At 59.4% G+C, this 13,349-nt stretch carries 9 protein-coding genes; 8 read left to right on the forward strand and 1 reads right to left on the reverse strand.

What is annotated here, in order from left to right:
- Positions 1–31: 31 nt before the first annotated feature.
- The 4 genes from gdhA (at position 32) to KJS55_RS07985 (ending at position 5,906) form a co-directional block, all read left to right on the forward strand.
- Positions 32–1,378: an NADP-specific glutamate dehydrogenase gene (gene gdhA / locus KJS55_RS07970; protein WP_187030260.1), complete on the forward strand. Its 1,347-nt coding sequence runs from the start codon at positions 32–34 to the stop codon at positions 1,376–1,378.
- Between the two features lie 677 nt (positions 1,379–2,055).
- Positions 2,056–2,574 (forward strand): RNA polymerase sigma factor, encoded by a 519-nt coding sequence (locus KJS55_RS07975; protein WP_228300565.1) that lies wholly within the window; start codon positions 2,056–2,058, stop codon positions 2,572–2,574.
- Complete coding sequence (locus KJS55_RS07980) at positions 2,567–4,567, forward strand: DUF4367 domain-containing protein (protein WP_213543088.1); 2,001 nt, start codon at positions 2,567–2,569, stop codon at positions 4,565–4,567. Before KJS55_RS07975 ends, KJS55_RS07980 begins: the two co-directional genes overlap by 8 nt.
- A gap of 133 nt (positions 4,568–4,700) precedes the next feature.
- A complete protein-coding gene (locus KJS55_RS07985) occupies positions 4,701–5,906 on the forward strand; it encodes a DUF4367 domain-containing protein (RefSeq protein WP_213543089.1) in 1,206 nt (401 codons plus the stop codon).
- A 475-nt stretch (positions 5,907–6,381) separates the two neighbouring features.
- Here KJS55_RS07985 and KJS55_RS07990 read toward each other — a convergent pair whose 3' ends face one another.
- Positions 6,382–8,007 carry an amidohydrolase gene (locus KJS55_RS07990; protein ID WP_213543090.1) on the reverse strand — a complete coding sequence of 542 codons (1,626 nt, stop codon included), beginning with the start codon at positions 8,005–8,007 and terminating at the stop codon, positions 6,382–6,384.
- Between the two features lie 366 nt (positions 8,008–8,373).
- Here KJS55_RS07990 and KJS55_RS07995 point away from each other — a divergent pair, with 366 nt between their 5' ends.
- From KJS55_RS07995 to KJS55_RS08010, 4 genes are all read left to right on the forward strand, one after another.
- Positions 8,374–9,855, forward strand: a complete 1,482-nt coding sequence (locus tag KJS55_RS07995) for a hypothetical protein (protein WP_213543091.1) — start codon at positions 8,374–8,376, stop codon at positions 9,853–9,855.
- 580 nt (positions 9,856–10,435) lie between these two features.
- Positions 10,436–11,101 (forward strand): response regulator transcription factor, encoded by a 666-nt coding sequence (locus tag KJS55_RS08000; protein WP_187030332.1) that lies wholly within the window; start codon positions 10,436–10,438, stop codon positions 11,099–11,101.
- On the forward strand, positions 11,079–12,587 hold the full coding sequence (locus tag KJS55_RS08005) for a sensor histidine kinase (protein ID WP_187030334.1): 1,509 nt from the start codon (positions 11,079–11,081) through the stop codon (positions 12,585–12,587). Before KJS55_RS08000 ends, KJS55_RS08005 begins: the two co-directional genes overlap by 23 nt.
- Before the next feature lie 111 nt (positions 12,588–12,698).
- Positions 12,699–13,232 carry a zinc ribbon domain-containing protein gene (locus tag KJS55_RS08010; protein ID WP_187030336.1) on the forward strand — a complete coding sequence of 178 codons (534 nt, stop codon included), beginning with the start codon at positions 12,699–12,701 and terminating at the stop codon, positions 13,230–13,232.
- The last annotated feature ends 117 nt before the right edge of the window (positions 13,233–13,349 follow it).

The following is a 13,349-nucleotide window of genomic DNA, read 5'->3' on the forward strand; positions in this document are numbered from 1 at the left end:
TTCAGATATTCGATTGAGGAGGACTTCCTTTATGAACGCCTATCTTGCCAGTGTAATTGAAAACGTCAAATCCAAGTACGCCAATGAACCGGAATTCGTCCAGACGGTGGAGGAGGTCTTCTCCTCCCTGGAGCCTGTGATCGAGAGGCATCCGGAGTATGAAAAAGCGGACCTTTTGAACCGGATGGTGGAGCCGGAGCGAATGTTTACCTTCCGCGTGGTGTGGATGGCGGATGACGGCACTTGGCATACCAACGTCGGCTATCGCTGCCAGTTCAATGGGGCCATCGGCCCTTACAAGGGCGGCCTGCGGTTCCAGGCGAATGTGTATCCCGGCATTATCAAATTCCTGGGTTTTGAGCAGATCTTCAAGAACTCTCTGACCGGACTGCCCATTGGCGGCGGCAAAGGCGGCAGTGACTTCGACCCCGCCGGCAAGTCCGACGCGGAGATCATGCGTTTTTGCCAGAGCTATATGCAGGCGCTGTACCGCTATATCGGCCCCGATGTGGATGTTCCCGCCGGTGACATGGGCGTGGGCGCCCGGGAAATTGGATATCTGTACGGAGAGTACCGCCGCCTGAAGGGCGTCTTTGAAAACGGCGTGTTCACCGGCAAGGGATTCTCCTATGGCGGAAGCCGCATCCGTCCGGAGGCGACTGGCTTCGGCGCGGTGTACTACCTGGAAAATGTTCTCAAGCACGAGGGAGAGTCCATCCAGGGAAAAACCATCGCCTGCGCGGGTTTCGGCAACGTGACCTGGGGCATCTGCAAGAAGGCGGCGGAACTGGGGGCCAAGGTGGTGACGCTGTCTGGCCCTGACGGCTATATCTATGATCCTGACGGAGTCACAACCAGTGAGAAAGTAGCGTACCTGCTGGAAATGCGCGCCAGCGGCCGGAACGTGGTCAAGGACTACGCTGATAAATTCGGCGTGGAGTTCTATCCCGGCGAGAAGCCTTGGGGAGTCAAGGTGGATATCTGCATGCCGTCGGCCATGCAGAACGATGTCTATTTGGAGCACGCCAAGAAGATCGCCCAGGCCGGCGTCAAGTACTACATCGAGGTGGCCAATATGCCCACCACCAACGACGCGCTGAGGTATCTGATGGACTGCGGTTTGATTGTCGCTCCCAGCAAGGCCGTCAACGCCGGCGGCGTCGCCACCTCCGCTCTGGAGATGGCCCAGAACAGCGAGCGCATGGTGTGGACCGCACAAGAGGTGGACAAGCAGCTCAGGCAGATCATGAACACCATTTATACCATGAGTGTGGAGGCCGCCGAGGAATACGGCCTGGGTTACAATCTGGTGGCCGGCGCCAACATCGCGGGCTTCCAGCGGGTGGCTGATGCCATGATGGCCCAGGGGGTCTTCTAAACAGCGTCCGATTACCGGCCTTTCCGCCGGAGAGAGCCCCCCGAAAAAAAGAATGCTCTCTCCGGCGAAGATACTTGCTGCCAAAGGTCTGCATGCCCTAGAAAATGAGACGATCTACAGACGCTTCCGCACGGAGGGGAGAGCTCATGGAACAAAGGAACGTGGAGGCGTGTAGGAAGGGATTGCCCCGCAGAGGCAAAGAAATGACACATGTGCGTTTGCATGGCAAAACCAGGGGCCCATAATGGCCCTGCTGATGACTGTCTGACTACCTCAAATGGAAGCCTCCTGGAAGCGTCACATTTCGTACCTGGCGACCCCTTCATATAAAAATGCACCGGCAGTTCCGGTTTGGCTGACGCTCCCGTGCGTGCGGGAGAACAAAGACGCGAAAACGGCGGACACGATACCAGAAGAGAACATGGAGAGAGCCTCGGACAGGGAGATTCCCTGTCCGAGGCTCTCTCCACACGCGGAGATCCTTCTGAAAACGAACGAAGCGCGCCGCAGCCTCCCTAGCGGCCTCCCTTCCCTTTCTGCCGCAATCATGGTATGATGAAACCATTCCAACCAAAACCGACTTTTTCGACGAATGGTGAGACGCCGCGCGGCTCCCAATCGTGATACCGGCAGGACCACGATTTTTTACGAAACAGGAGGCGGTTCGTTTGCTTACCATGTATCTGGCCATGCTGGGCAGCGAGGAGGACCGGGAACGGTTTACGCTGCTCTACGAGGCCCATGAAAAAAGACTCTATGCGGTGGCACTGAAGGTCCTGAGAGACCCCACCCGGGCGGAGGACGCCGCCCAGCAGACCTGGCTCCAGGTCCTGCGGAACTGGGAGCGGATCAACGCCCTGGACTGGGACTCGGCCGCCAAATATTTGGTTGTGGCGGCCAGGAACGCGGCGCTGGACATGCTGAAAAAGGAGCGGTGGAACACCTCCATGCCGGAGGACTGGGACCCGCCCGCCCCGGAGGACGGCCAGGGGGAGTACCAGCGGCTGGTGGAGCTGATCCGCTCCCTGCCGGAGGCCTACCGCCGGGTGCTGGAGCTGAAATTTGTGGAGGAGGAGACCAACCAGGAGATCGCCCGGCGGCTGGGGCTCAAGGAGTCCACGGTCTCCACAAAGGTTCAGCGGGGCCGGAGGCTGCTGCTGGACGCCATGGAACAGGAGGGGTACAGCTATGGCTGAGAAATCCTTTGATGCGCTGCTGTACCAGGCTTTGCTGGAGGCGGGCTGGCAGGAGAACCGGACCGCCTGGGAGGGGACGGAGGAGCCGGCCTTTTCACCCCAATACCTCCGCTGGAGGACGCGGCTGCTGGCAGACCCCTTTGGCTGGGGGAAGAAACAGCTGCGGCCCCTGTGGGCCAAGGCCCTGCGGACAGCGGCCTGCATCCTGCTGGCCGCCTCCGTGACGCTGGGTTCCTTGATGGCGGTGAGTCCCACGGTTCGGGCGGCGGTGCTGAACTGGCTGCGGGAGATCAGCGGAAACCTGATGACCTATACCTCCAGCCAGCCTGCCAAGACCAACACCCTGCCCTCCAGCTGGCGCATCACCTGGCTGCCGGAGGGCTGGACGCTCCAGCACATGTATACCGACACATGGAAATACTGTGGGCCGCACGGAAAGAGCCATTTGACCTTTGCTTGTTACACGCCCGGGGACAATGAGATCACCACCAACCTCGATGATGTAGTAGATGCAGAGATGGCCCGGGAGCACATCCAGGTGGGAGACACCGCCGCAGACTACTATGTATCTGACAGATATCAGGTGCTGCTGTGGGAGAATGAGGAGGGCTTCCTCTTCATGCTCCGTGGCGATACTTTCCTGGACCAGGAGAGCTTCCTGCGGATCGCGGAGAGTGTTGCTTACTATGAGGGGCCGGATACCACCTACACGCTGGAGTGGGTGCCGGAGAATTACAAGTCCTTCGGACAGGACGATTTGGTCGGAGCGGGTCAGGAGCAGTGGACCTATCATGGTGTCAGTCTGACCTGGCGCTATCTGACGGATGGCATTTGCGGCTTTACCCTGCCGATGGATGAGCCGGAGGAGATCCCGCTGGGAGACGGGACCGCTTGGTACTGGGCGGCGGAACAGCTGCCCTCTGAGAACGAAGATCCGCCGGAGGACTTTTCCGCCACGGTGGGAGATGTCTCCGTCTCTGTTTCTGTCAGCGGTCCGGACGATACCAGAACCGCTACGTTACTATGGACAGACCCGGAAACAAACACGGTATTTTTCCTGGAGGGGCAACTTGGCCAGGAGGACCTGGTACGGATGGCAGAAAGTGTGGTACAAACAGAGGCGGAGCGTGACGTCCTGCCCTCCAACTGGCGCATCACCTGGCTGCCGGAGGGCTGGACACTCCAGCACATGACCACCAATCTCTGGAAGTACCGAGGGGACTCCGGCAGTCTGATGTACGCCTGTTACGCTCCTGGCAGCACAGACCTAACCACCAACGTAGATGACGTATCAGACGCGGATGCTGTGCGGGAGAGCATCCAGATACAGGGGCATTCCGCCGATTACTATGAGTCTGAAGAGTACCGGGTGCTGCTGTGGGAGAATGAGGAGGGCTTTCTCTTCCTGCTGCGGGGGGATTCCTCTTTGGATCGGGAGAGCCTTTTGAGCATTGCCGAAAGCATTGTGTATTACGATGACCCGGGGATTGCCTATGAACTTGACTGGGCACCCTCGGAATACGAACCCATGTACCGGGACGAACTGGTGGGAGCGGCGCAGGAAGAGTGGACCTTCCAAAAGACCAGCTTGACCTGGCGGTATGTGATAGACCCCGTCTGCGGGTTCCTTCTGCCGGACGGAGAGCCTGAGGAGGTCACCCTGGGGGACTTCACGGCGCAGTACTGGGCGGCGGAGGAGCCTTTTGAAGCTGAGGACTCCGGACCTACCATGATCAACGGGGAACCGGTGGAAGGAAGCGGTTCCTCGGTCACGGCAGGCGGCGTGACGATTACAGTCAGCGGCGACCCGGATGCGGATCAAACCAGTACGCTTTTGTGGACGGACCCGGGCACCAATACCACCTTCCTGCTGGAAGGAGCGCTGGACCGCTATGATTTGATGCGTATGGCGGCCAGCGTGGCGCAAACGGCGCCGAACCCCTCTCCCCCGTCCCATCATGCCGCGCTGATGGAGGGAACCGCCGGCGGCTGAGGACACTGTCGGGCGGCAAGGAACCTTAAAAAATTGGCAGACTGTGAGACGCCAGGCCCTCTCCGTTCGTTTCCCATACAGAAGCGAACGGGGAGGGTATTCCCGTTCCACAAAAACAGAAAGGATGATCTTGATGAAAAAACGATTTCCGGGGTTCCTGTCTGGATGCCTGACCACGCTGACCGCCCTGGCCCTGAGCGCCACAGCCCTGGCTGCCAGCGGCCAGGTGACGTTTAGCTTCGCAAACGTGGCCCTGGACGGGGAGACAAAGCTTGCCGCTGGAACCACCATCACTGCCGCCAACGGCCAGCAGGTTCCCTCCTCCATCCTCTACACCGACGCCGCCGGCGGCAAGACCAACTATCTGCCCATCCGGGCCATCAGCGAACTGCTGGGGGTGGAGATCGGCTATGACTCCGCCACGAAAACCGTCCTGCTGGGCGAGCAGGGCCTGCCCGCTGCGGAGAAGCATTGGAAAAGGACGGTGGACGGCACGAGCTTTACCTACACCAGCCAAAGGCCCGAAACGCCCTATACCGTACCGCCTGCCTGGCGCCCTGCCTGGCTGCCGGAGGGGTGGGAGCTGTCGGAGACCTTTCACAGTACCACCCAGGCCAAATACCGGTTTACTGGAGACGGCGGGCACGTAAGCTTCATATGCGCATATCCGGACAAGGCCTCCATCGGGTCCACAGTGCGTCACGAGCAAACCATTCAAAACTGCCAACAGGTAGCTGTGCAGGGTTATCCAGCAGATCTCTACACGGAGAAAGACGGATGGACCTATCTCGTCTGGGAGGGAGAGGACGGCATTTTGTTCTGGTTCTCCGGAACCGGCATCAGCACCGAGGACCTGACCCGGATGGCGGAGAGCGTGAGGCCCGACACGGAGCAGCTTCCGGAGTATCGGCTGGGCTGGATGCCAGCGGGATATCGGGAGTTTGAACGCACGGTCCTGGGCTCCGCGGTCCAGGAGACCTGGCTGGGCCGGGACGCCAGCGTGACGCTGCTGTACGCCGCCGGACCGGTGGAGCTGCCGGAGGGGGAAGCGGAGGCTGTGAAGGTCAACGGAATGGAGGCCTGGTATTGGCAGGCGGAGGAACCCTATGAGAGCGGCGGCGGGTCTATGACGGTGAACGGCGAGGAGATCGAGGGCAGCCAAACGGAGATCGGCGGCGTGACCATTTCCACCGGCACCATCGCCGGCCCCGGTGCGGCGGGAGTCAACACCTTGGCCTGGAAGGACCCGAGTACGGAGATCTGCTTCCGCATTCATGGGACGGTGGACAAGGACACGATGCTGCAGATTGCGGAACAGATCAAGTCCCCTGCGCAGTGACTGGCTCTCATAGAGGCAGCACCCGCTTTGCCGGGGACGGGCGACACCATACTCGATTTTTTTGCCGTCCTGACGACAGGGAGCCTATCCAAACAGGACCCGTCTTTGTAAAATCAGGCGCGGCCGCGTCTGGAGCAGCCATGCTTCCGGCGGAAAAGCGCCTGCGGGAAGAGCCGTCTGCCGCATGAAATGGCGGTTGACAGGCGGTTCCCTGCTTGGAAACGCGGATCAGGGGAGAGGGACCCCGGAGAAGGCGCGCCGGGAAGAAGGCGTCAAGATGGGCGGCGCCCAGGAGGGAAGGCAGTTCAGGAAGAAAGACAAGAGGGAGCGCTCTCCGACATAGCGGAGAGCGCTCCCAAATCCATATGAATCCCTATCGGTACAAACATCTATCCGCAGACTCCAAAGACCGCGGGCGAAGCCTGACAGACAAAGTGCCGTGACTCCGCAGACCCCGCAGGGGAAACCGCGAACCTTAGTCCCGGGCGTAAACAACCTCGCCGCCGATGAGCGTATAGCGCACCTGGACATCCCGGACCTGCTCGGCCGGCCAGGTCAGCAGATCCTGATCCAGGATGACCACATCGGCCAGCTTCCCAGGCTCCAGGCTGCCCTTGACATTCTCCTCAAAGCTGGCGTAGGCGCCGTTGTAGGTAAACATCCGGACCGCCTGCAGCACATCCACCTTCTGCATCTGACCCACCGTGTCGCCGGTCTTTTGATCCATCCGGTTCAGTGCCCCGAAGAGGCTGTTCATGGGATTGGGAACCGTAATCGGCGCGTCGGAGCCGATGGCGGTGATGATCCCGGCGTCCAGATAGCTCTTCATGGCGAACATGAAGTCCACCCGGGAGCCATAATAGCGGTTGTAGTCCGTGCCGTTGATGGAGATGAAGGAGGGGTTGGAGATAGGCACGATTCCGAGCTTTGCAATCCGTCCGATCAGCTCCGGATTTGTGATGCCGCAGTGCTCGATGCGGTGGCGGTGGTCCTTGCGGGGACAGGCCGTCAGCGCCTTTTCAATGGCGTTGACCATGATGGTCACGGCCTTGTCGCCCACAGCGTGCGCTGTCACCTGATAGCCGGCCTTGTGGGCCTTCATCACCATCTCGTCGGCCTCCTCCTGAGTCCAGACCTGGATGCCGTGGTTGTCGGGGTCATGGGTATAGCCGTCAATCACGGCGGAGGAGGGGCCGCTGGAGCTGCCGTCCAGCATGATCTTCACGGGGCCCACCCGGAAATGCTCATTGCCGCAGCCACTGTGGATGCCGGTGTGCAGGTAGGAGTCGATGTATCGGATGCCGGACTGCTTGCCGAACATGTCGAAGATCATGGCGTTGACCCGCGCCTTCACCGCCCCGGTGAGACAGGCGTCCTGCAGCGCCCGGGTGGAGATGGCCCCATAGGCGCCCGCGTCATGGGCGGAGGTCACACCCATGGACAGCAGCAGCCGGTCTCCGTTGACATAGCCCTCGATCAGCTCCTGGTTGCTGTACTCCACCTTGGTGGAGGTGTCCATGTGGGCGGTTTCCTTCAAAAGTCCGTGGAGGCTGCCGTCCTCGTTCAGGACCACCTCATCCGGAGCATACTGGTCCGCGCTGGTGACGCCCGCGATTTTCAGCGCCAGGGTGTTGTAAACGCCCATGTGCGCGCAGCAGCGGGTGAGCTGGACCGGGTTGCTGGGGGCCGCTTCATCCAGCTCCTCTTTGGTGGGGTGGCGCTTTTCCGCCAGCTTGTTGTGGTCATAGCCGTTGAGCTTGATCCACTCGCCAGGCTTTTTCTTCGCCGCATCCTCCCGGATGAGCGCCTGAATATCCGCAATGGAGGAGACCTTGGGATAGGCCACGTTGATGACGCCGTGATCCAGCAGGCCATACATGCCCAGATGAATATGCGCGTCAATAAAACCGGGCAGGACGGTTTTGCCGCCGGCGTCAATCACCTGGGTGTGGTCATCCCGATAGGCGGCTATGTCCGCGCTGCTTCCAACCGCCAAAATCCGGTCGCCCCGAATGGCGACCGCCTCGGCGATCTCATCCTTGCTGTTGACGGTCAGAACAACACCGTTTTGAATGATCTTGTCTGCAAAAAGTCGTTCCATCCTCGTTTCCTCCTCGTAGTATGTGATTTCAAGCCGCGGTCATCCCGCGGTTCAGGGATAAAGGCCGGGCCATACTGCTTTTTTTTGCCACGGACACCGGTTTTATGGTATAATCCATGCAAGACCCATCATGCCGGATGCCGCTGGGATTGCGGACTGGCATGAGGAGATAAAGTCGGCTGCCTTAGTCATATCTTATAAAAATGTTGTGAAAAAAGATAGATGATTTGGCAAATCAGCAATTCCCTGGCAAATGCCAAAAGTTTGACGGAGGGGGGGAGCGCCGCCCAGATCCGTGGGGCTGAGCCCCCTGCGGCTGGCCGGCCCCCCATTGACACTCATGTTCCAGAGGGAGGGAGAGCACGCATGTCCACCATGAACCCCAAGAGCTTTGCACGGCTGATGAAGCTGCTGGACCTGGCCGCCGTGGATATTGCCCAGGCGCTTTATGTCAGCCCCAGCCATGTGAGCCGGTGGAAGACCGGCTCCCGGGAGCTAAAGACCTCCAGAAGCTATTTTGAACAGCTGGAGGAACTCTTTTTGTCAGTCAACGCCCAGCACGCAGACGGAAGACTGGAGCGGTTTTTGCTGCCGGAGCCGGCGGACCGGCCGCCGGAGGAGCGGGAGGCGCTGATGCGGCAGAGACTTCGGCAGTTCCTGATTCAGCCGGGCGGCGGGGAGCAGGTAGACTCTCCGCTCCCCGCCGCCCCGGTTCAGGTTCTGGTGGGGCTTGAGCGCCGGATTGAGGCGCTCAAGCAGTTCTTTGAACATGTACTGACCCTGAATCCCAAGCCGGATATCTACTTGAAGGAGGTCCTATACGCCTCCTGGTGCCCCCGGCATCTGGACTGGTTCTCCCTGTGTCATGAGTATGCCCTGCGGTATATGGATGCCGGCGGCGTGATCTATTATTTTTCCAATCTGAACAACTTGGATCGGGCCACGTTCTACAGTATCTGGAAATTCACGTCTCACAAGAACCTGTACCCAGGATACTCCGCCAATATGGCGGAGGAGTCACCGGCCTGCGCCTACTACCTGGCGGAGGGGACCCGGTCCGTGATGTTCTACGCGCCGGAGGACCAGCCTAAGTCCTATATCACCACCGTCTGTTCCGATCCCCTGATGCTCTCGGCTCAGGAGCACTATCTCAAGAATCTGTATGAGCAGCGGCAGCACCAGATTTTTATCGACACGGTGGAAAACCACACCCTGCTTTTGAGTCTCGTCCAGCTCCACCAAAAAAAAGCCCCGCCGCTCCTCTTTGCCGGGAAATTCCCCAGCTTCCTGCTTCTCAAACCGGAATCCCTGCGGGAGCTGCTGCGGCAAAACCATGTGGCGGACGAGATGACCAACTATTGCGTAAAGTTTCAACGGGTCTTTCAGGAGCAGTTTCAGGACCCGGCCATCCGGAAGACCTTTTTCTACTACCAGGAGGACCTTCTGGACTTCGCCGCGGCGCCGCAGGCTCTGGACACCGCACTGACCGCGCTGACCGGAAAACCGGTTTTTGTTTCCCGGGCCGCCCGCCGGGAGCTGCTGGTGAATCTGCGGAGCTGCTGTGGGGAGGATTCCCCCGCCGTTCGCATTGTATCCAAGGAAAACGTCATTGTGCATGACGCCCTGGGGGATGCCATTACTCTCTGGGTCAAACGAGGCGACTGGTATCTGATTTTCTATCCCGGGGACCATACGGACGCCAGGCTGATTATAGACTCCCTGGCCTGCACCCTGCGCTATGACCTCTATTACTCCACGCTGCTCAATGTTCCCGCAGCCCCAGCCGAGACCGCCGCATTTTTGAGCAGGGCCATTTCTATCCTGGATGAGGGGACGGCAACCATCTGAGACCGCTGCGGGCGATGCAAGGCGCGGGAACAAGAAACATGCAGCTTTTTTACTGACACAGGAAGGACAGGCCGGCGCGCAGGCCTGTCCTTCGCTGCTGTCAGCGCTTGTTTACGATGCAAACGGGTGGCAAACAACAAACATGCACCTGGTTCCCTTCCCTGCGGAGTAACCGGAAAGGATGCATAATCACTTTATGTGCGTCTGCATTTGCCTGTGTCCGTGGCGCGCTGAATTGTGTATAAAAGGCCTGGCCCACGGCGGCAATCGACTCTCCGGTGCCCGCGAAACCGGCGGCTACAGATGTCAAGGGACACGCACAAAAATCATGAGCGGGGGAGGCCGTCTATCGACCCTGACTCAAAGGCAGATCCAGGAGAAACAGACAGAACGGAAAAGGGAGAGCGCTCCAGTGAGGGGTAGACAAGCCCCTCATATGTTGTGCATGGCACAAAGCCATCCCATGTACAGCCAGTTGGTCAAATTTCCCGGGAAATGGAGAATATTCAGGGGAAACAGAAAAACAATTCTCCATGAAAAATTCACAATCCCATGTTATACTGCAACGTGGTGATTGCTTGTGAAAAAAATCTTAATCATAGAAGATGAGCCGGATATTCAGGAGCTGCTCTGTGCCTACCTCCGGGATGCCGGGTATGAAACAGCTACCGCGGGAGATGGCGTGACGGCTCTGACGCTGTTTCAATCACGCTCCTTTGACTTGGTGCTCCTGGACATCCTGCTGCCGAAAATCGACGGCTTTGGAGTCTGCGAACTGATCCGCCGGAGTTCCCAGGTCCCGATCCTGATGCTTACGGCCCTGGACGGAGAAGAACAGCAGCTCCGGGGATTTGGCCTGGACATTGACGACTATGTGACAAAACCCTTTTCCATGCCCGTTCTGCTGGAGAAAATCCGGGTGATTCTGCGCCGGAATACCGGCGCGGCGGAGAGCTGCCTGCGCTACCGGGATCTGACCATGCGGCTGGACGCCAGAGAGGTCCTTCTGGAGGGCCGTCCCCTGGAGCTAACCGCCCGGGAATTTGAACTGCTGCACACCTTTTTGGCCGCGCCGGGGCGTGTGTTTACCCGGGAAATGCTGCTGGCCAAGCTCTGGGGCTATGACTTTTTCGGGGACGAACGGGTGGTGGACAGCCACATTAAGAACCTCCGACATAAGCTGGGGCGGGGATATATCGAGACTGTGAGAGGAGTGGGGTATCGTGCTGCGAAGGAAAATCAGTGAGAGTTTGACCGCACGCATCTTTCTCATCACTGCATGGGTCCTGCTTGGCGCCGGAGGCGTCACCTTCGGGCTGGTTGCACTGGCCGCGCCAGTTACCTATACCACAGTGATCAACGACGATTTGACGCGGCAGGTAGACGACTTGCTGGGCGATCTGGCGCGATCCTCTTTTGAGGACTGCGGGCCGCTGCTGGATGCGTTTATCCGCACCACTGGGGCGAGCGCTGCATTGTTGGGGCCGGACGGGGAGATCGCCGCCACGGGCTCCCTGCTTGCCGCCCAGTCCCTGCGCGAAAATGACCCGACGATGGTTGGCGCAGCTTCTGAGTGCATTGTGACTTCCGTGGATGATACGGCGGCTGTTGCTTGGGAAACTGGGACGGCAGAAGCGGAGGGCATGGTGAGCGTCACCATGTCTGAACAGGACGCGATGCTGGTCGACGTGCGGTTTGCCGACCAGCAGGAGCTCTACTCCCTCTGCGTCACGCCCCGTATTGAGGCGGAAAATGTGGCGGTACGGGCGTTGATTCAGATGGCGCCATGGCTGCTGCTGACACTGCTGGCGTTTTCCTTGCTGTGTGCGTTGGTCTACTCCCGGTACATCACCCGCCCCATCGTTCGGCTCAGCGGCATTGCCGGCAAGATGGCGGAGCTGGACTTTACCTGGGAGTGCGGGGAGGAGCGCCGGGACGAGATTGGAAAGCTGGGCCGCAGTTTGGATGAGATGTCCCGGCGGCTGTCCACGGCCCTGCGGGAGCTGGAGAACGCCAACCACGCCCTGCGGGGAGAGGTGGAGCAGGAGCGGGAACTGGACCGCCAGCGGATGGCCTTCTTCTCCGCGGCCTCCCACGAGCTGAAAACACCTGTCACCATTTTAAAAGGCCAGCTCTCCGGTATGCTGGAGGGGGTGGACGTGTACCGGGACCGGGACAAGTACCTGCTGCGCTCTCTCCAGGTCACGGGGCGGATGGAGAATTTGATTTCGGAGATGCTGGAGATATCCCGTATGGAGACCGGGACGGCGGCGATCCGCCGGGAGCCTGTAACGCTGTCCGGCCTGTTGGAACGGCAGCTTGCCCTGGACGCGGAATTGCTGGAACAGCGCGGGCAGCGCCTCGCGTCCACCCTGACGCCGGGAGTTCTGGTGGGCGGGGATGCCTCGCTGCTGGGCAAGGCCGTTGAAAATCTGCTTTCCAATGCATCCCTTTATTCCCCGCAGGGCGCGGAGATCCGGGTATGGTGCGGGAGAGCGGAGGAACATCCGGCGCTGACGATAGAAAATACCGGCGTCCATATCAGCCAGGAGGCGCTGCCCCACCTCTTTGAGGCGTTTTACCGGGAGGAGGGCTCCCGGAACCGCGATACCGGAGGCAGCGGCTTGGGGCTTTATCTGGCGCGGATGATTCTGGAGCGGCACGGCGCCGTCTGCACATTGGAGAACACAGAGGCTGGCGTACGGGCAACGGTTCTCTTTCCTCCTTTTTAACCTGTTGAGGCGCCGTTTTGCCCGAGACGCCGATGTGGGGCAACAGCAGGTTGCTTGCCTGGGCGTATAAGGGGTGCTACAATCAGAAATCAGGAAAGGTGGGACACGGCTATGGAAACGAAAACAGCAATTTTGGAATTGAGGAAGCGGCGGCACTGGTCACAGGATGAATTGGCTGAAAAATTGGCGGTCACTAGGCAGGCTGTTTCCCGCTGGGAAAATGGTGAGACGGTTCCCAACACGGACACGCTGAAATTGATGGCTCAGATATTCGAGGTGTCTGTGGACTACCTGCTGGGGCAGCCTGCACAGCTTTGCCAAAGCTGCGGCATGGTTCTGAGAGATGATGGCGACAAAGGAACCGAGCGCGATGGAAGTACTTGCGAGGAGTACTGTGCCTTCTGTTATCAGCGAGGGGCCTTTGTCCGGGAGCTGACGATGGAGGAATTGGTGGAAAGCAATCTGCTTTTCTTGGAGGAATGGAACCGGGAAAATGGGCTGCATTTGACCAGGGAGGAGGCAAGAGCCGGACTCCTGGAATTTTTGCCAACGCTGGCGAGATGGAAAAAATGCGGAGAGGAAGGGCCTTCGTCTCCGCTGGAAGAGCCGCAGGAGCAAAGAGGGAGAGACATGAACTGTCCCTGAAATCCGAACAGGCCGGGCCTTGAACGCTTTTTCAAGGCCCGTCTTGTTTGCGCCGCTTCTTGGGGGAGGCGGCGCTGCCTTCACAAAAAGCACACAATTCCTCCAAACGCTCTCCAT

This window comes from Pusillibacter faecalis (genome assembly GCF_018408705.1).
Taxonomy (GTDB): Bacteria; Bacillota; Clostridia; order Oscillospirales; family Oscillospiraceae; genus Oscillibacter; species Oscillibacter faecalis.